This window comes from Pseudoalteromonas piscicida, assembly GCF_000238315.3.
Classification (GTDB): Bacteria; Pseudomonadota; Gammaproteobacteria; order Enterobacterales; family Alteromonadaceae; genus Pseudoalteromonas; species Pseudoalteromonas piscicida.
In genome coordinates, this window is the sequence record NZ_CP011924.1 from 1,384,485 (window position 1) to 1,403,254 (window position 18,770).

General features: G+C 42.7%; 13 protein-coding genes and 1 pseudogene. 7 read left to right on the plus strand and 7 right to left on the minus strand.

Translation table 11 applies throughout. The features are described 5' to 3' along the window. Positions 1–20: 20 nt before the first annotated feature. Together PPIS_RS06325 and PPIS_RS06330 are read right to left on the minus strand one after the other, a co-directional pair. Positions 21–722: a 3'-5' exonuclease gene (locus tag PPIS_RS06325; protein WP_010378609.1), complete on the minus strand. Its 702-nt coding sequence runs from the start codon at positions 720–722 to the stop codon at positions 21–23. Positions 723–731: 9 nt separating this feature from the next. Further along, positions 732–2,627 (minus strand): DUF294 nucleotidyltransferase-like domain-containing protein, encoded by a 1,896-nt coding sequence (locus tag PPIS_RS06330; RefSeq protein ID WP_010378608.1) that lies wholly within the window; start codon positions 2,625–2,627, stop codon positions 732–734. A 331-nt stretch (positions 2,628–2,958) separates the two neighbouring features. On the opposite strand from PPIS_RS06330, the gene astB reads away from it, so the two are divergent. Further along, positions 2,959–4,299: an N-succinylarginine dihydrolase gene (astB, locus tag PPIS_RS06335; protein WP_010378606.1), complete on the plus strand. Its 1,341-nt coding sequence runs from the start codon at positions 2,959–2,961 to the stop codon at positions 4,297–4,299. 62 nt (positions 4,300–4,361) lie between these two features. Here astB and PPIS_RS06340 read toward each other — a convergent pair whose 3' ends face one another. Continuing rightward, entirely contained in the window at positions 4,362–5,348 is a 987-nt protein-coding gene (locus tag PPIS_RS06340) for a WD40 repeat domain-containing protein (protein WP_010378605.1), read from the minus strand. 116 nt (positions 5,349–5,464) lie between these two features. Here PPIS_RS06340 and PPIS_RS06345 point away from each other — a divergent pair, with 116 nt between their 5' ends. Further along, positions 5,465–5,914, plus strand: coding sequence for a hypothetical protein (locus tag PPIS_RS06345; protein WP_010378604.1), 450 nt, complete (start codon positions 5,465–5,467; stop codon positions 5,912–5,914). A gap of 75 nt (positions 5,915–5,989) precedes the next feature. On the opposite strand, the gene PPIS_RS06350 is transcribed toward PPIS_RS06345, so the two are convergent. Further along, a complete protein-coding gene (locus tag PPIS_RS06350; protein WP_010378603.1) occupies positions 5,990–8,260 on the minus strand; it encodes an acyl-CoA dehydrogenase in 2,271 nt (756 codons plus the stop codon). Between the two features lie 362 nt (positions 8,261–8,622). Between PPIS_RS06350 and PPIS_RS06355 the strand changes: the two genes are divergently transcribed. From PPIS_RS06355 to PPIS_RS06370, 4 genes are all read left to right on the plus strand, one after another. Continuing rightward, positions 8,623–10,443 (plus strand): M2 family metallopeptidase, encoded by a 1,821-nt coding sequence (locus PPIS_RS06355; protein ID WP_010378600.1) that lies wholly within the window; start codon positions 8,623–8,625, stop codon positions 10,441–10,443. Positions 10,444–10,618: 175 nt separating this feature from the next. After that, positions 10,619–11,425 carry an ABC transporter permease gene (locus PPIS_RS06360; protein WP_010378598.1) on the plus strand — a complete coding sequence of 269 codons (807 nt, stop codon included), beginning with the start codon at positions 10,619–10,621 and terminating at the stop codon, positions 11,423–11,425. Beyond that, entirely contained in the window at positions 11,422–12,315 is an 894-nt protein-coding gene (locus tag PPIS_RS06365) for an ABC transporter ATP-binding protein (protein WP_010378597.1), read from the plus strand. Before PPIS_RS06360 ends, PPIS_RS06365 begins: the two co-directional genes overlap by 4 nt. A gap of 230 nt (positions 12,316–12,545) precedes the next feature. Then, on the plus strand, positions 12,546–13,517 hold the full coding sequence (locus PPIS_RS06370; RefSeq protein WP_010378595.1) for a hypothetical protein: 972 nt from the start codon (positions 12,546–12,548) through the stop codon (positions 13,515–13,517). Positions 13,518–15,450: 1,933 nt separating this feature from the next. On the opposite strand, the gene PPIS_RS06375 is transcribed toward PPIS_RS06370, so the two are convergent. The 3 genes and pseudogenes from PPIS_RS06375 to PPIS_RS06385 form a co-directional block, all read right to left on the minus strand. Next, positions 15,451–16,317: an alpha/beta fold hydrolase gene (locus PPIS_RS06375; RefSeq protein WP_010378593.1), complete on the minus strand. Its 867-nt coding sequence runs from the start codon at positions 16,315–16,317 to the stop codon at positions 15,451–15,453. A gap of 340 nt (positions 16,318–16,657) precedes the next feature. After that, positions 16,658–16,997, minus strand: a pseudogene (locus PPIS_RS25790) (transposase); the annotation flags it as partial. Positions 16,998–17,183: 186 nt separating this feature from the next. Continuing rightward, positions 17,184–17,600 (minus strand): MerR family transcriptional regulator, encoded by a 417-nt coding sequence (locus tag PPIS_RS06385; RefSeq protein WP_010378590.1) that lies wholly within the window; start codon positions 17,598–17,600, stop codon positions 17,184–17,186. 155 nt (positions 17,601–17,755) lie between these two features. Here PPIS_RS06385 and PPIS_RS06390 point away from each other — a divergent pair, with 155 nt between their 5' ends. Further along, the gene (locus PPIS_RS06390; protein ID WP_010378589.1) at positions 17,756–18,676 is read left to right on the plus strand and encodes an NAD-dependent epimerase/dehydratase family protein; all 921 of its coding nucleotides are present in this window, start codon (positions 17,756–17,758) and stop codon (positions 18,674–18,676) included. Positions 18,677–18,770 lie beyond the last annotated feature (94 nt).

Consider the following 18,770-nt stretch of genomic DNA (forward strand, 5'->3'; position numbering starts at 1 on the left):
GATTTTTTTGTTATTTGGGTTTAGCTCCACCAGCGTTTCACCATGTCTGAAGGGTCTAAACAATATTGAGCTTGAGCTTGAAATAACTCCGCCGTTGCTAATGCGTCGGACAAGGCATGATGTGGCTGATAATAGGGAAGCCCATAGCGCTTTCTGCAGTCAGCTAAGCGTACCGAAGGAATAGGTTTACGTTTGAGCTTATCAAGCCAGCTTCTGGCGTTGTTTATCGCTGACTTTTCAATTTCCATCGTATCAATCACTGGAAACTCAATACCCTCACCCAATCTTGCTTTTAGCGCAGAATTGAAAAATGACTTCTCGACAAACTGATAGTGCACCACAATGACTTTACCATGCAACGAAGCAAACACCTCTTCAAGAATATCTTGCAGATCTGGCGCGCTTTCGACTTGTGAGTGTGTGATCCGGTGCAATACCACTGACTCCTCAGCCAGCGGACTGGTTGGCTTCACTAGCCAATGCTTGGCTTGAGCCAAGCGGATCCGTCGTAAGTCAAATGGCACGACGCCAACGCTCACAATGTCATCGATGTTTGGGTCGAGCCCTGTAGTTTCAAAATCAAGGGCAACAAACTCACACTGACTCAATTGCTGGTAAGGATCTACCACTCCTTGCTGATAAAATGCTTGAATTCTTGGGTCTTGCGACGTTTTTGCCAAATGCTGAAAGCGATTTGGCCATGACATAATCTCGCCTTGCATGTTACGCCGCTACTTCATCATGGATTTGTTTTGATAGCGAAACTTTAAAAAGCTCTGTGCTTTGTCTAACACGCCAAAAGCTTCTTTAAGATTACGCTGTTCAAAATCAGAGAGTGTCTCTGGAGGCAAGCTGTTATCGGGCTTTTCGCCCTGCTCAATTTGCCATGCTTGGTGACGAATACGCATGATGGCGATGTATTCAAGCGCAGCTTGCAGATCTAGCACCTTGCCCTTTGGCAGTATATTTGCCTCATCAATATCTTCTAATCGCTCGAAGGAGTTTTGTTTTTTAGAGCCAACGCCAAGGGCATGCACTCGAACCAAATCTGAAAGCGGTGCTGTGCCACGGCGTTTAATGTTCATCGAACGCCTGTGCTCGCCGTCTTGCTCAAGGACAAAACCATTAAAAAATCCTAAAGGCGGTGTCCTTCTTAGCGCATTATGTGCCATCGCAGCCAAAAATTTTGGGGTATTTTTGGCCTTTTTACTGATAAAAGCGGTAAGTTTCTCAGCCCATTTTGTTTCACCCCATACGCCTTCCAGATCAAAGAAAATCGAACTATTAAGCAAAGCCTCAGGACTGGGATTTTCTATCCAGTCTTCAAATTGTGCTAACCATTGACTATAAGTTAAGCGCCAAGCAGGATTGCTTGCCATGATCCCACCATCGCAATATTTGTAGCCGCAATTGGCTAGACCATCACACACAAACTTCGCCAGCTTTTCGAAGTAAGCGCCATGCTCAGCGGATCGATAACTGTCATCCAAGATCAGTGCATTATCCTGATCGGTCACAATTAATTGTTCATCCCGAGCCATTGAACCAAGGGCAATAAAACAGTAAGGGATTGGTGGCGGGCCTAATTTTGCTTCTGCGAGTTCGAGTAACTTATGTTTGAACGTTTTGCCTATAATCGACATCGCAGAACCAATCATGTGTGAGTTGGCATCCTCATTCACCATGCGAGTAAAAATTGCAGGAAGCTGTTTGGCGTAACTACTCAAGTCTTCAACACTTTGCTGGTCCATTAGCCCTCTAACAAACAACAGGCTGCTTTGAGACTCATAGCGCAAAATATCGGATAGCGCGACCACACCTATCGGTTTACGCTTATGAACAACGGGCAAATGATGCACATTGTCTCTTAGCATCAGCATCATGGCTTCGAAGACATAGGCATTGGAGTCAACGATAATAAGATCGGTCGACATAATCTCAGAGACTGGAGTTTGATAGTTCAGCCCCTCTGCGACTACTTTTGTGCGAAGATCTCTGTCACTGATAAGGCCAACCACCTGACCATCATCTTCATCTGGATCTTCGACAACAGGTTTCTCGGGGTCATAGATAAGTAGTGATGACACATGCTCTTTTGCCATCACTTGAGCTGCCTGCTGTACCGTGGCGTTGCGTTCAACGTACACCACATCACGTAGCAATAGTTTACGCACTTTGGCCGTGGTCAAATCATTGCTGTCGGCTTGCTCAGAAACCGTGATTTTTAGTCTAGCATTATCGTCAGCTTCAAAATAATCAGCAAACGCTTCATAAACGTCGCAATACTCATCAAAAATGCCAACGGGAATACAATACACCAGTGTATCTTCAAGGCTTTGAGCGCCAAAACGAACTTTACGATTCATCAATAACCCACGCTGGCCAAAGATCCCACCTGTGGAAATACGATTGTATAACTCACCTGAGCGCCGATAAAGCTCGACAGCACCAGATCGGATCACATACAGGTAAGTGATCTGCTCTCCATATTCCAAAATACCGCTGCCCTCTCGGTAGTAACCTACTTCGACTTGGCTTGCGAGTTTATGTAGTGCCTCTTGAGGCAAATCCGAAAACGGCGGGTAAGCTACTAAAAAATTGGCAATTTCCTGATGTTCAACTTCCATGGTTTGCCTTGATATAAAAAGGAATTTAACCCTATTGTGGGCAACGAGGGATAAATTTGCAATGAAAGTCGGTTTAACTAAGGCTGCAGCAATTGTTTTTTCCACTGTTCACCATTGTGATCAGGAGACTCGCTAGGATGCAGTCGAATTTAGTAAAAGTGAGGAATTGCGTTGTAATAGGTTAATTCCAATTTCCTATTAATTTGTTTGCAATGACTGCGTGCTAAAGCTAAATAAGTACAAACGCCTAATTTGACCTAGGTCACTTTAAAAACCAGCGAAACCGCCTCATACTAGTTATCTATAACTATTCGCAACAGGAACCGCACTCATGACTTATGAAGTCAATTTCGACGGCTTAGTAGGGCCAACACATAATTATGCCGGATTATCTTATGGTAATGTCGCGTCACTTTCTAACGCTACCAGCGTCTCTAATCCAAAAGAAGCGGCATTGCAAGGTCTTGAAAAGATGAAAGCAATGCATGATATCGGCCTAAAACAAGGAATATTCGCACCTCACGCACGCCCGAGTTTAGCCCCACTGCGTCGCGTTGGCTTTTCGGGAACTGATGCACAAGTACTTGAAAAAGCATATAAACACGATCCTATATTGCTTCGAGCTTGTTACTCTGCCTCTGCAATGTGGACGGCAAATGCGGCGACTGTGTCGCCTTCTGTTGATTCTAGCGATGGCAAAGTTCATTTCACAAGTGCCAATTTAAACTGCAAATTCCACCGTTCAATAGAACCAGAAACCACCACGAATTTACTTCGTGCTATGTTCGCCAATGCGCAATATTTTGCACATCACCAGCATTTGCCTGAGCAGCCTTTTTTTGGCGATGAAGGTGCTGCGAACCACACTCGCCTCGCCGATAGCCATGGCAGTAAAGGTCTACAATTATTTGTGTACGGTTCAAGTGGCTTTAACAGCGATATAAAGGGTCCTACTAAATATCCTGCTCGGCAAACATTAGAAGCAAGTCAAGCGATTGCAAGGCTACATCAATTAGATGATAAGCAAGCAATTTTTATCCAGCAAAATCCAAATGTGATTGATCAAGGCGTGTTCCATAATGACGTCATTGCGGTGGGCAATGAGAATGTACTGTTTTGCCATGATCAAGCCTTTATTGATCAAACCTCCAGTCTAACTAAAATTAGACAAGCGTATATCGGCGAAAAGCCTTTGCATATTGTAGAAGTTCCGACGCATGCAGTGAGTGTTGAAGACGCAGTAAAAAGTTACCTATTTAATTCTCAATTAATCACCTTGCCATCAGGCGAGATGATGCTGGTTGCACCGGAGGAATGTGCGAAGAATGATAACGTTGCCGCGTATATCGAATATATGCTCGGTGCAAAAAATCCGATTTCGCAAGTACGCTTTTTTGACTTACGCCAAAGCATGCAAAATGGTGGTGGGCCTGCATGTTTGCGATTACGTGTAGCACTCAATGAAGCTGAGCTAAAAGCGGTAAATCCAGAAGTGATGATGAGCGAAGACAAATTTATTCAACTAAGCGCGTGGGTCAATAAACATTATCGCGATAAAGTCACGGAGCAGGATTTAGCTGATCCGAGCCTACTGCAAGAGTCCTATGCTGCACTAGATGAACTCACCCAACTACTCAATCTTGGTAGCGTTTACGACTTCCAACGCGCCTAATTTCAAGTTTTGCTTGTCAAACTGCAATTAATCTGAGGTTTTAAGGGAGTGATTTCACTCCCTTACTTTTTAGCAAGTACATTAACCGCCCACGTCTCAAGCATACCGTCGCTATTTAGCGTTACTAAGGTGTCTGGGTTTGGGACATACATATCGACTACCGTTGCTCCCTCACTTTCAGTATGAATAGACCAAGTGCCTAATTCTTCCCCGCTCTCATAGCGCCAGATGGAGAGGTGAGATTTTGACGATGATGTCGCGAGTAAGCCTGAGTCAGAAATAAACTTAGCCTTTCTAAACATCTTAAAACGGGCCATATACTTTAGCTCACTGAGCTGTTTTCCAGACTCAAAGTCTAGTACATGTTGCGCATTCAACCCATCTGAGACGAATAAGTGCTTGCCATCATGACTCACTGTTAAACTGGTAACACGATGACTAAATTGATGCTCATATAAAGGTTCTGGTGAGGCAAATTGCCAAAGGGCAACCAACCCATCTTGCGCGCCTGTAACAAAATAGTCGCCACTATTATCAAACGCCAAATGCTCTATCGGCCGAGTATGTGGCATAAAACGATTGTTTAACTTCGTGAATAGATCCGCCATATTGAGTGAGCCATCATCCATCGCAACAAGCAAACGCTGGTTGTTATAGGAAAGCGCTAAAGCAGAGATTGAAGCAAGTGGACTCACCCCTGCAAAAGGTACGTTCGTTATCAACTTTTGCTTTGGAACAGACCAAATTGAGATAAGGTTTTCACCTGCCACGATGAGCATTTCCTTATCATCTGACAATAAAACTTCTTTGACTGGTGTTTTTATTTTGTCTTTGGGTACTGAGAATATGACAGACTGATTGGCATTGTCATAAATATGGATTTCAGCATGGCTGTCTAATGTTACGCTCCACTTTCCATCTTTAGAAAAGTGTCCAAGTATTATGCCATTTTGCGTCAACTGGCTTGTTACCCCTTTACTAATTTCAGGCTGCGATCCACACCCTACTAAAAATAAAGCGAACCAAGCTAGTGATATTAAACGAGACATCTTAAACCCTTAGCACATAATACATTTATTTCATTTACTGACTTTACATATCGGCCGTTAGCAGACAAACTTAACTTATTGTGAATAATTTTAGACTGCATATGATGTATTTTAGCATGACAAAGTCACTTATTAAGCAAACTTTCGTTGTCTTAGCCGCAATGATTTTACTCTCAGCGTGCGGCTCAGAGGATAATGTCAGTGGTGACAAGGACACTCCTGGATATGCCGCAACAATGTATTTTGACGCACTCTATAATAAAAAAGATCTAGACGCGGCAATGAAAATCGCCACTCCCCGTCACGCGCGTATCATGCGCTCTTACGGTACTGCGTCGCAATTCGCCAGAAATTTAGTGAATATGCAATACGATGAAGTCACCATAGAAGTTGATATGACCAATCAAAGTCTGCGCGAACAGTATGGCGACAGCGCAAAAATTAATTTAATTTTTACAGGTCAGCTCCACGGTGAGCAAGTAGACGACATGCGTAGTGTCAGTATGGTGCGCAAAAAAGGCAAATGGTACGTAGACAAGGTACTAGCCGACCCCTTTGCACGTTAACTCAAGAATAAGAAAGGAAAGCCCCGTTGTCGGGGCTTTTTTAACAAATTAGCCAATATCCTCTGTCACAACAAACTAGTTGGGCGCTTTCGCATCAACAGCAACAGCTTTTGCAACTAGCGTTTCAATACAAAAGATAGTTTCAGAACTCTTATCATCAATCACGTTGTCGTCCATTGCGATACTGAGTTTTTCATTCAATGTCTTACCCACCAGTTTCACGCTATTTTGTTTACACCACTTGCGATATTTTGCCATTAGTGGAGCATGCGCCTTTTCCAGTAAATAAGCATGCTCAACTGTATCTATCGCAGAGTGTTTTACCACGGCGCACAGATGGGAGATACGTTCACGGGTCGAGTTGTGATCAGAAACATTGCTACATACCTGCACCGCCAATTTATCGCTCGGCGCTTTGATCCAATTACCAACGGGAAACGCCAAACGTTTTAACAAAAATGCCAGAGGTGCTGCGGTAAAGTTATCGCAAAATGCATAAATAGCCTTACTTGCTTCGTTAAGACAGTGATCTAAGGCAAACTTTACCAGCGGTAAGTCCCCTTGTTGACGGCCATCATCTTCGTATTTTTTTAATACACACGAGGCGATGTAAAGAAAGCTCAGGACATCTCCCAATTTTGCAGAGAGCATTTCTCTACGTTTTAGTGAACCGCCTAGCTTTAACATAGCAATATCACTATACACTGAGAGCGCTTGGCTCAACCATGTTAGACGTCGGTAATACGCCGCCACATCACCACTAACTGGCGCACGTTCGAAACGTGCTAGTGTGAAGCCATTAAAAAACGCCTTGAGCCCATTCACAGAGGTATGCTGCAAGTGTTTGCAAAGCACTTCATCAAACTCTTTCAAAGCGATTAATTGATCTTCTTGCTGTACGATACTCATTTCTTTCAGTATGAAAGGATGGCAACGCGTCGCACCTTGACCAAAAATCATCAAGCTTCGAGTTAAGATATTGGCGCCCTCAACGGTAATAGAAATCGGCATGCCCATGTAATTGTGAGCAAGATAATTCATTTCCCCCATTTGAATGGCTTTACCGCCATGAATATCCATCGCATCATTCAATGCTACTCTTGCATGCTCTGTGAGGTGATACTTGGCAATCGCCGTGACTACCGAAGGGCTTTGCTTTAAATCAATTGCCAACGCAGTGGTTTGTCTCACCGCTTCAATTAGATAGCTATAGCCGTAAATTCTGGCTAACGCGCTTTGCACTCCTTCAAAGGCAGAGATGGGTACACCAAATTGACGACGGACACCGGCATAAGCCGAAGTCGTTCTGGCACTTAATTGAGCGGTTCCCGCGCTCAGTGCTGGCAAAGATATCCCCCGCCCAGCACTTAAACACGACACCAGCATGCGCCACCCTTTGCCGATACCCGCTTGTTCGCCTATCACCCAAGCCATTGGAATAAAAACATCTTCACCACTGGTTGTACCATTCATAAAGGCTTGCCCCAGCGGGTTATGTCGATCTCCTGTTTTTACGCCTTCATGTGTAGTCGGAATAAGTGCACAAGTGATCCCAAGCTCTACTTTATTTGAAAGCAATTGATCCGGGTCGTAAACCTTAAACGCAAGTCCTAATACATCAGCGACGGGCGCCAGCGTGATGTATCGTTTTTGCCAAGTTACCGCAAGTCCAATTTGCTTTTCTCCCTCAAATTCTCGCTCACACACAATAGCAAAGTCTTGAATGCTACCAGCATCCGATCCCGCCTCTGGAGAGGTCAATGCAAAACAAGGTAGCGCCTCACCCGAGGCAAGCTTTGGCAGCCAAGTATTCTGCTGTTCATTGGTGCCGTAATGAAGCAGCAGCTCCGCAGGGCCTAAACTATTTGGCACCATCACGGTCACAGCAGTAGACAAGCTACGGCTGGCTATTTTTGCAACGATGGTGGAGTTCGCCTGAGCACTAAATTCGCGACCACCAAAAGCCTTTGGAATAATAAAAGCAAAAAAACCCTTTTCTTTTAAAAATTGCCAAACGTCTTCAGGCAGGTCTTGAGCCTCAGATATTTTTTCTTCATCAAGCATTTTTAGCAGCGTATGTAATTCGTTATCTATAAATGCCTGTTCTTCATCGCTTAGCTTTGGCTTATCATTACTCAACCACTTTCGCCAATTCGGCTTACCAGAAAACAACGCGCCATCCCACCAAATACTCCCTGCTTCCATCGCTTCTCGCTCGGTTTGGGAGAGTTCAGGTAATGACGTTTTGAAATAATTAAAGAGCGGCTTTGTGATCAACTTAACCCTGATATCACGGACACAAAATACCACCACAATTGCCAATATCACCAATAAAACTAAAGTCATATGCACTCCTTTTTGCAGGCTCCAAATACGGCCTTTTGATACAATTGACTGCCTTAATTATGGTTAATAATCACACTAACTCAACTTTTATCTGCACTCGCATCTCATTGTTTGTCCATCGCAAAATTGTCGTTTTAAAGTCGTCCTGCTATTATTCTTGCCACCACAGCAAAAAATGATGCTTTGCTGCGCGAAAAAGCCGCGCTCACTATGATTAGTTGTTCATACGACTAATACTAATTGGATTAATTTACTTGCTGATTTGTAGCAATTAACCCAATTAGTGTAGCTGGCTATAGATACTAAAATGCCGTCTAGCGTTAAGTCGGCTCGTGTATTAATTAAAACAACAAGTGAACCCTATGAAACCAAGATTTAAGTTAAGTGTTGGCGCACTCATTGTTGCCAGTACTTTTGCACTCTCTGCCTGCAAATCCACAGAAACTACAAATAAAGCGTTATCAGAAGCCGATGCAGTTGCATTTTTAGATAAGGCGTCAGAGCAGCTGGTTGACCTTAACTTCCGCTCTAGCCGCTCAGCTTGGATTTATGCGAACTTTATTACTCACGACACGGCTTCACTTGCTGCAGACGTGAATGAGGAATACACCGCTGCGCTCGTGGAGCTTGCTAACCAAGCAGCACAATTTGATGGCTTGGCGTTAAGCGAAGATACCCGACGTAAGCTTGATAAATTGAAGCTAAACCTGACATTACCTGCACCAAAAGATGCTGACAAAACAGCGGAACTTGCAAAGCTCACTGCAGAGCTTGATGGTATGTACGGAAAGGGCAAATACTGTAAAGATGATGGCACTTGCCTAAGCCTTGGTGACATGACGGCTAAGATGGCAAATAGTCGCGACTATGAAGAGCTTTTAGACATCTGGCAAGGTTGGCGTGAAGTGTCAAAGCCGATGCGTCCACTCTATGAAAAGCAAGTTGTACTTACCAACGAAGGTGCTAATGAGCTTGGCTACGCAGACACAGGCGCAATGTGGCGCAGTAAATACGACATGCCAGCGGACGACTTTGCAAAAGAACTTGACCGTACCTGGAACCAAGTAAAGCCGCTATACGATTCGCTTCACTGTCATGTTAGAGCCAAGCTTGGCGAGAAATATGGCGAAGATAAAGTACCTCAAGACCAGCCTATTCCAGCACACTTGCTTGGCAATATGTGGGCACAAAGCTGGGGCAATATCTATGACTTAGTCGCGCCAGAAAACGCAGATCCGGGTTATGATGTAACGGCGCTACTGGCTAAACACAATTACGACGAAATCAAAATGGTAAAAGGTGCAGAAAAGTTCTTCACCTCTATGGGTTTTGCTCCATTACCTGAGACTTTCTACGAACGTTCTTTATTTATTAAACCAAAAGATCGCGACGTACAATGTCATGCATCAGCTTGGAATTTAGATGCCAAAGACGACCTACGCATCAAAATGTGTATCCAACGCACAGGTGAAGAATTCTCAGTTATCCACCATGAACTAGGCCATAACTTCTATCAACGCGCTTACAATCAGCAGCCTGTGTATTACCAAGAAAGTGCCAACGATGGCTTCCATGAAGCTATCGGCGACACCATCGCGCTATCTGTAACACCTGGCTACTTAAAGCAAATTGGTTTGTTAGATAACGTACCGGATGAGTCAAAAGATATCGGTCTATTGATGAAGATGGCACTCGATAAAGTTGCATTCATTCCATTTGGTCTACTTGTCGACCAATGGCGCTGGAAAGTATTCTCTGGTGAGATTTCTCCAGCAGAGTACAACCAAGCGTGGTGGGAATTAAGAGAAAAATATCAAGGTGTTAAAGCACCAATTTCACGTACTGAAAATGACTTTGACCCAGGTGCAAAATACCACGTACCTGGTAATGTCCCTTACACTCGTTACTTCTTAGCGCATATTTTGCAGTTCCAATTCCACAAATCACTTTGTGAAATTGCTGGCAGCAAAGAAGCCATTCACCGCTGTTCTGTTTACAACTCGAAAGCAGCTGGTGAGCGTTTAAATGCCATGCTTGAAATGGGCAGCAGCAAACCTTGGCAACAAGCACTTAAAACGCTAACAGGTAAAGATGAAATGGATGCAACAGCAGTACTTGACTACTTTGCACCATTGCAAAAATACCTAGATGAGCAAAATAAAGGCCGTAATTGTGGCTGGTAATTGCTAGCAAATTTAGACTAATAAACGGGCACACTCAATCGTGCCCGTTTTTTATTGGTTTAATTTTGTTACAGTTCAGCAACTTCCTTTTTTACCGCCAATCATATACGCTCAGATCAAAGTCAGCCTACCGCTCTAGTAGTGAAAGTCTGTGTTGTCACTTGCAAGGATCCTTATGAATATAAAAAGAATTGGCCTAATTGCCATCTTTGAATTGCAACGCTTGTTTGCAACGAAACGCGGATGGATAGCCATCGCCGCATTTGTTTTAGTTTGGTATGCCATTTTGCGCTACGCCATTGCTGAAGCGGTATCCATTGTCAGCGACCCCAACTTCAAAAATATGATCCAGAGTTTTTCTGGCGTCGTTGGTATGCATCGTATTGCCCAATGGCCTGAAATGGAGCTTGCACTGTACTTAGTTTGGTCAATCTTTTTATTTCCTCTTTTTGTGATCTTTTCAAGCGCAGATCAAACTGTAGAAGATAGAAGCCGCGGCACACTCAGATTTCTAACCCTGCGCACATCTCGCGCGGAAATTGTTGTTGGTCGCTTTGTTGGACAGGTATTCAATACCTTGCTACTCATAGCGATTTCTGCTGTAGGCGCTTGGATATTAATGGTGGTGCGCGACCCAAGCTTATGGCTCACAGGGCTTACTCGGGCGACATTAATTGTCCTAGAGCTAACGCTTATTACTGCGCCATTTATTGCCCTGATGTCTGTGGCTAATCACTTTGCTAACTCTAGTAAAATGAGCATGATTTACGCGATTTTGACCTACTTAACGCTCGCCACTTTAGTCGCTTTTGCACTTGAGTACAGCGCATACGCAGAGTACCTTTTTTATCTTTTTCCTGGGTTCCAAGGCTCAGAAACCATTGCACAGAATATCAACCTCACTCGCTTTGCCACACCGGTGCTGCATAGCTTCGTATTGATTGCAATTAGCTGTGAACTATTAAGAAGGCGCGCGCTATGACTAGCATTATTGAAGTTAATAATTTAGTGAAAAAATATGGACGAAAGCGCGCACTAGATAACGTATCTTTCACCCTAAACGCAGGTTCACCTATTGCGCTTGTCGGCCCCAATGGTGCGGGTAAAACCACCCTTTTTAGTACACTTTGCGGGTATCTAAATGCAGATGCTGGCAGTGTTAAAATTTTGGGCCATAAGCCTGGCAGCGCTGCACTTTTTGGCCGCCTTGCCGCACTTCCACAGGATGCTCAGCTTGATCCAAGGTTTTCTGTCAGTAATCAGCTACGTTTATACGGACAGCTTCAAGGTTTAGATGCGAAAGCGGCCGAGAGTGAAACGCATAGAGTGCTTGAGCTCGTCGACCTCAAAGACTGTTATCACGCTAAACCTCATGAGTTATCTCATGGCATGCGAAAACGTATCTGTATTGCCCAAACGCTACTTTCACAGCCTGAAATTGTACTGCTTGACGAAGCCACGGCTGGATTAGATCCCGTGAATGCTCGTGAGATCAGAAACCTAGTAAAAAGGCTTCAATCTGAAACGACCTTTATTTTGAGTTCACACGATTTAGTAGAACTCGATGATTTGTGCGATCAGGTATTACATTTACAGCATGGTAAATTAACCGCTGTTGACCGCATCCAAGAAGCGGAACTTGCCACGCTAACTGTAAAACTTAAAGAGTCTGGCACCAGTAGTCACATAGCGCTTTTTAGGACCTTACAAGGCGTTGAAGAGGTGACAGTAAATGCCAGTGGCGCCCTGCTTATTGAGTATCGTAGCGGCCAACAGGTTGATATTGATGTACTCAAGCTTTGCCGTGAACAGGGTTGGCGTTACAAATCGTTAGTTAACGGTAAAACACTAGAAGATGAACTGTTCGGCTAGCACACGGTTAGTTTAGTTAACCCGTCTTAGCATGTGGATTGACACTTTTTGAAATTAAAGCGCCCGATGAACTTCATCGGGCGTTTTTAAGGGCCGAATGTGGTCTTCGTTGATTATAGATATCGGTGGATTTTTTGAGTCAAATCGCTGACACCCACTACTAATTTGCACCTTCCTAAGATTCCGCCTACGCTTTAATTCTGCACTCAAAGGATTGAGGAAACCAAACTATGGCAACTGCCCGTAAAAGACAAATCAGTTTAACCGACACCAAATACTACCACTGTATCTCCCGTTGCGTAAGGCGTGCGTTTCTGTGCGGTGAAGATAAATTTACTGGAAAATCATACGAGCACCGCCGTGATTGGGTTGAAGAAAAGCTCCTGATGTTAGGTTCCGTGTTTTGTATTGATGTCTGTGCTTATGCCGTAATGAGTAATCACACCCACATTGTTTTATATGTTGATGATAAAAAGGCTAAGCGCCTGTCGGATGAAGCGATTGTGATACGATGGCACAAGCTGTTTAAAGGCAACTGGATAACCCATAAGCTCGTTGAGGGAGAACCGCTCAATGAATCTGAGCAATTGATACTCGATGAGCATGTCACCAAGTACAGAGAAAGACTAGCCGATATTAGCTGGTTTATGCGGGTACTTAACGAAGATATCGCCCGCCGAGCAAATAAAGAAGATAATTGCACAGGTCGGTTTTGGGAAGGACGATTCAAATCCCAAGCACTACTGGATGAAGCTGCACTGGCTGCCTGCCTCGCTTACGTAGATCTAAACCCCATTAGAGCCCAAATTACCGCAACGCCTGAAACATCAGACCACACAAGCATCAAAAAACGCATTGACCATGCTAAGCTGGGCAAGCAACCAAAAAGCCTACTGCGCTTTGCTGGCAGCCCACGAAAACATATGCCAAAAGGACTGCCTTTTGAACTCAAATCCTATATTGAATTAGTTGAACTCACAGGCCAATGTATCCGCGCCGACAAACGAGGCTATATCTTTGAGTCTCAACCCATTCTTACTCGACTCAATATAGAGCCTGAGAACTGGATAAAACTCACTACGCAGTTTTCTCGGGTATTCCACGGTGCAGTTGGTCGAGAACGAACAATAACCGCCTACTGTGAAACACTGCAAAAACGACGACGGACGAATCTGACAAACTGCGAGCGCTTGTTGGCTTAGCAAAACTCACATTCTCAATTTTAGAATTTCTTACTTCCGTATTTACAGCGCTTTGTCGTGCGCGATAACCCAGTTTTAGTGTAGCGATACGCTTATCAGCCAAAGGTCACCCTATCTAAGAACGCTTTTTTGTCCATATTCTTTAAGTGTTTCCGCACATTTTAATCTCACTTTACCAGCTTAGATACAAATAACGGTGGGTGTCATCAATGATTCTGTCCCTATCTAAGAACGCTTTTTTGTCCATATTCTTTAAGTGTTTCCGCACATTTTAATCTCACTTTACCAGCTTAGATACAAATAACGGTGGGTGTCATCAATGATTCTGTCCCTATCTAAGAACGCTTTTTTGTCCATATTCTTTAAGTGTTTCCGCACATTTTAATCTCACTTTACCAGCTTAGATACAAATAACGGTGGGTGTCATCAATGATTCTGTCCCTATCTAAGAACGCTTTTTTGTCCATATTCTTTAAGTGTTTCCGCACATTTTAATCTCACTTTACCAGCTTAGATACAAATAACGGTGGGTGTCATCAATGATTCTGTCCCTATCTAAGAACGCTTTTTTGTCCATATTCTTTAAGTGTTTCCGCACATTTTAATCTCACTTTACCAGCTTAGATACAAATAACGGTGGGTGTCATCAATGATTCTGTCCCTATCTAAGAACGCTTTTTTGTCCATATTCTTTAAGTGTTTCCGCACATTTTAATCTCACTTTACCAGCTTAGATACAAATAACGGTGGGTGTCATCAATGATTCTGTCCCTATCTAAGAACGCTTTTTTGTCCATATTCTTTAAGTGTTTCCGCACATTTTAATCTCACTTTACCAGCTTAGATACAAATAACGGTGGGTGTCATCAATGATTCTGTCCCTATCTAAGAACGCTTTTTTGTCCATATTCTTTAAGTGTTTCCGCACATTTTAATCTCACTTTACCAGCTTAGATACAAATAACGGTGGGTGTCATCAATGATTCTGTCCCTATCTAAGAACGCTTTTTTGTCCATATTCTTTAAGTGTTTCCGCACATTTTAATCTCACTTTACCAGCTTAGATACAAATAACGGTGGGTGTCATCAATGATTCTGTCCCTATCTAAGAACGCTTTTTTGTCCATATTCTTTAAGTGTTTCCGCACATTTTAATCTCACTTTACCAGCTTAGATACAAATAACGGTGGGTGTCATCAATGATTCTGTCCCTATCTAAGAACGCTTTTTTGTCCATATTCTTTAAGTGTTTCCGCACATTTTAATCTCACTTTACCAGCTTAGATACAAATAACGGTGGGTGTCATCAATGATTTCAGCCAAAGGTCACCCTATCTAAGAACGCTTTTTTGTCCATATTCTTTAAGTGTTTCCGCACGTTTTAATCTCACTTTACCAGCTTAGATACAAATAACGGTGGGTGTCATCAATGATTTACTATCAATGATTTACTCTAAAGAAGTGGTGCTTACGCCTGTGAATACAAAACTGAGATTGGCAAGAGTACCCGCATGAGAAACGAATTAGAGTTGATGCATGGGATCAAGCATCGGGTGTGGCACAACCACCGACGGCGTTAGGATGGCAATGCGGCTAACGCTGCATTGAACCACGAACATAGACTGAAGACAGGTGCCACGACGAACTAAGTAAGGTCTGCTCTGTTACTAGAAATAGTAATAACCAACGAATATCAGCAAAATAACCGACGACATTACTTGCTTCATCCTATGTATTAACTCGCTCTAATTCGAGTTGAAATAGTTATGTCTTAAAAAGTTAGGCGGGATCAGTGCGTTTAACTTGACAGTGGGAGTCATACCAACGCTTTGCTAAGGGGAAATTGACTGTTGGCTAAACTTGCGCGAAGCGCCAAGCCAACTGTTAATTGTCCCAGTGAGTTTACGAACGAACTTTAGCAACTTGTTAAGCCTCATTTGCCAACAAGTTCTTTGATGCTTTTTACTACCAGATCGCGGTCTGCGATATGCAGGTGGTGTTTTTCTGATTCCGAATAGATAACGCGGCTATTAGTGGATAGATTTTTGAAGTAGCCTTCTGCTCCAGCGTATAAGGAATCCATGGTATTTGCTATTTCATCGGGAACAAAAGGCGGATCGTATCGTTTACCTGTTTGCTTTGAGCGTACAACTATTACTGGTTTGTTTCCGTAATTTGAGGCGTTAGCTAATATTTTATAGCTTTTCATATGGTCTACATTTTCAGGCACTCTTTCAAACATTGGATCATGAACACTTTGCTCAAATTTATAAAAACGCTCTAAATTTTCATTATCTGTTTTAAAGTTTTTAGGCCATCTAGTACCCATTGTATAAAAATATCCAAGTGGTGGTGGATCAATAAGTACAGCTCCCATGACTTCTTGTGGATAAAGGTTGTTGTATGCTGCGACTATATAAGAAGCATATGAACTACCAGCAAAATAATACGGTGCTTTGATATTAGCATTTTGAAGCAAATTTCTGAGCCTACTTGCTATATCATTAACAGTGAAAGGAATTACACCTTTTTCACTTTTACCCAATCCAGCTCTGTCATATAAACAAATACTAAAATCGTTTTTTAATCGTTTTATGTTTTCTAACCAAACACCATCTGAACCAGAACGCCCAAAACCCTGCTCAAGTATTAATTGTGGCTTGTCATTTTCGTAACACTCAAGATAAAGCTTAAATCCACCAACATCATATAATCCTGATTTTGTTGGCTTCATTTCTAGCTCTGTAGCCAGCGCACCAAAACTAATAAAAATTGAACATAACAATATAATTGATTTCATTTAGACTCCATTCTCTCGATGAGGTTTAACATTTTAGTATTTATGCGACACGCAGTTTGTGTTGCATAATCGCTTGTTGGACTGAGCAGCTACCCGCTCGATGTGTCAGAGTTGGTGTTGTTTATGCTATAGCTTGCTTTTTAGAGGCTCTCACTTTCCTAGCTAGTGTAATCAGTTTAGCTAGTGTTATGTAAGCTTTCCCTGCATTGCTCAGCGCTTATTATGTATTCATTACACCTAAATTTTCCTTAATAAGCAATTATATTTTTTAGCGTACAGAGGCCGCTAGCCTGAGCAATTAAGCAGGTTAACTAATTGATTTTAAGCAACTATCGAGCTGCTAACTCGTTCGCTCTACTTTGGTCGTTATTACATCTAACTTGAATACGTCAATTAGCCGCAAGATACCTGCCTTACAATGCTGACAAGGCCAATGCGGTATCAGTGTCACGGTTTCTGTGTTTGTCCTCTTTGTTCAGCATGTGCATGACGCCTGCGACCTTATCAGAGCTAACTTTCACTTGCGACATGCATTGGCTAAAAAACCGTAATGTCGAATACGCATAAATCCTTTCGGTAATTAATACACGCTGCAAATGACGCCGTATGAATTCGTCATTACTCAGTGTCATCACTTTATCGCAGTTATCATCTGCGTAATCTCGGTATGTGAAGCTCACCGGTTGGGTATTTGCTAATACTAAACGTGCTTTGTTATACACGCAGCATTAGAAATGGCTGTCCTTCTTTCTACTCCATTTGCCAGCATAGGTACAAATAATAGTGGGCAAATAATAGTGAGTGTCATCAATAATTCGCTCAAAAAACAACCTCCGCTTTGGCAAGTTTACTGCATTTTTTTGCATCTACCTCCTCCCTTTACCCATCCCCATTTGTGATATCACTCGCTTGGCATTGTCGGCACACGCCATGTCACCCGGTTTGGCTTCTATATCATTAAGGATGGAGTTTAATTGTCGTTTGTTGTCTGCAAGCTTTTTCTCCATCAGTTCAATATCAACAAGTTTTTGACGTAAAGCATTAAGTAAATGATCATGTTTCCAGTCACTTAGATCACTCGGAAGTAACTTACTCAACTCATCTAAACTAAAGCCTGCCTTTTGACCATTTGAAATTAAATGCAATACAGTTTCAGCTTCAGGGGGATACGTCCTATAACCATTGGCAGCGCGCTTAACTAATTTGAGTAGGCCAATATCCTCATAGAATCGAATTTTCGACGTCGCCAAGCCTGTTCTTTTTGATAATTCACCAATTTTCATAAACTCAAGTTCCTACTGTACTCAGTCTGCTACCTTAAATGAAAAAGTCTGTGCTTATCCCAAACAATAGCAGATAACAGAAATTAAGTATTGACCTTCAAGTTTACTTTAACCTTATGCTTGCATAAAACGGATACAAATTAAGGTAATTTTTTATGCAAACAATACTTGGAGCAAACGGCCAAATTGGTAGTGAGCTCGCCCGAGCTTTAAAGAAAGACTTTACCGATAACATTCGTCTTGTCAGCCGCACACCAAAAAAGATAAACAACACGGACGAATTACTCAGCGCTAATCTACTTGACGGCAGTCAAACGCAAAAAGCAGTAGCAGGCTCTGAAATTGTTTACTTAACCACAGGACTGCCGATTGACACAAACATGTGGGTTGAGCAATTTCCCATTATGATGCGAAATGTCATCGATGCGTGTGCAAAACATAATGCCAAATTAGTGTATTTTGATAACACTTATATGTATCCGCAAAGCAATGAACGTCTCACAGAAGAAACACCTTTTTTGCCATATGGCGAAAAAGGCAAAGTTAGAGGACTAATAGCGAATATGCTGCTCGATGCGATGAGTACAAGCCAAGTCAATGCGATGATTTGCCGCGCGCCTGAGTTTTATGGACCGGGTAAAACGCAAAGTATCACCAATACAACGGTTCTTGATAAGCTGAGAGCAGGAGATGCTGCGAAAGTATTTATCAGCGATAATACGTTACGTACCTTGATATACACGCCAGATGCTAGCAGAGCAATGGCGTTACTGGGCAATACCTCTGATGCGTATGGCCAGACATGGCATCTACCATGTGATGACAATCGACTCACTTACAAGCAAATCGTTAACTTAGCGAGCGAAATACTCGGCATTCAAGGCAAGTATTCAATATTAAAGAAATGGCAGCTATCACTGCTAAGCATTTTTAGCAAACCTATAAGAGAAACACGAGAACTGTTACCTCGATATGCAGTCGACAACATATTTGTATCAGATAAATTTAAACAGCGCTTTACGGAATTTGAAATTACCGCTTACCGAGATGGACTAACAACAACTCTCAAGGAATGACGACGTTATTTAATACCTAGATCATTAGGCGCTAAGTTAAGTGCTACAACTAACACACGCTTTGGCGAGGAACAAACACTTAAATTGCTAAACT

Coding starts and splice junctions, on each gene's coding strand:
- PPIS_RS06325 (WP_010378609.1), bottom strand. CDS start 722: ATGCAAGGCGAGATTATGTCATGGCCAAATCGCTTTCAGCATTTGGCA.
- PPIS_RS06330 (WP_010378608.1), bottom strand. CDS start 2,627: ATGGAAGTTGAACATCAGGAAATTGCCAATTTTTTAGTAGCTTACCCG.
- astB (WP_010378606.1), top strand. CDS start 2,959: ATGACTTATGAAGTCAATTTCGACGGCTTAGTAGGGCCAACACATAAT.
- PPIS_RS06340 (WP_010378605.1), bottom strand. CDS start 5,348: ATGTCTCGTTTAATATCACTAGCTTGGTTCGCTTTATTTTTAGTAGGG.
- PPIS_RS06345 (WP_010378604.1), top strand. CDS start 5,465: ATGACAAAGTCACTTATTAAGCAAACTTTCGTTGTCTTAGCCGCAATG.
- PPIS_RS06350 (WP_010378603.1), bottom strand. CDS start 8,260: ATGACTTTAGTTTTATTGGTGATATTGGCAATTGTGGTGGTATTTTGT.
- PPIS_RS06355 (WP_010378600.1), top strand. CDS start 8,623: ATGAAACCAAGATTTAAGTTAAGTGTTGGCGCACTCATTGTTGCCAGT.
- PPIS_RS06360 (WP_010378598.1), top strand. CDS start 10,619: ATGAATATAAAAAGAATTGGCCTAATTGCCATCTTTGAATTGCAACGC.
- PPIS_RS06365 (WP_010378597.1), top strand. CDS start 11,422: ATGACTAGCATTATTGAAGTTAATAATTTAGTGAAAAAATATGGACGA.
- PPIS_RS06370 (WP_010378595.1), top strand. CDS start 12,546: ATGGCAACTGCCCGTAAAAGACAAATCAGTTTAACCGACACCAAATAC.
- PPIS_RS06375 (WP_010378593.1), bottom strand. CDS start 16,317: ATGAAATCAATTATATTGTTATGTTCAATTTTTATTAGTTTTGGTGCG.
- PPIS_RS06385 (WP_010378590.1), bottom strand. CDS start 17,600: ATGAAAATTGGTGAATTATCAAAAAGAACAGGCTTGGCGACGTCGAAA.
- PPIS_RS06390 (WP_010378589.1), top strand. CDS start 17,756: ATGCAAACAATACTTGGAGCAAACGGCCAAATTGGTAGTGAGCTCGCC.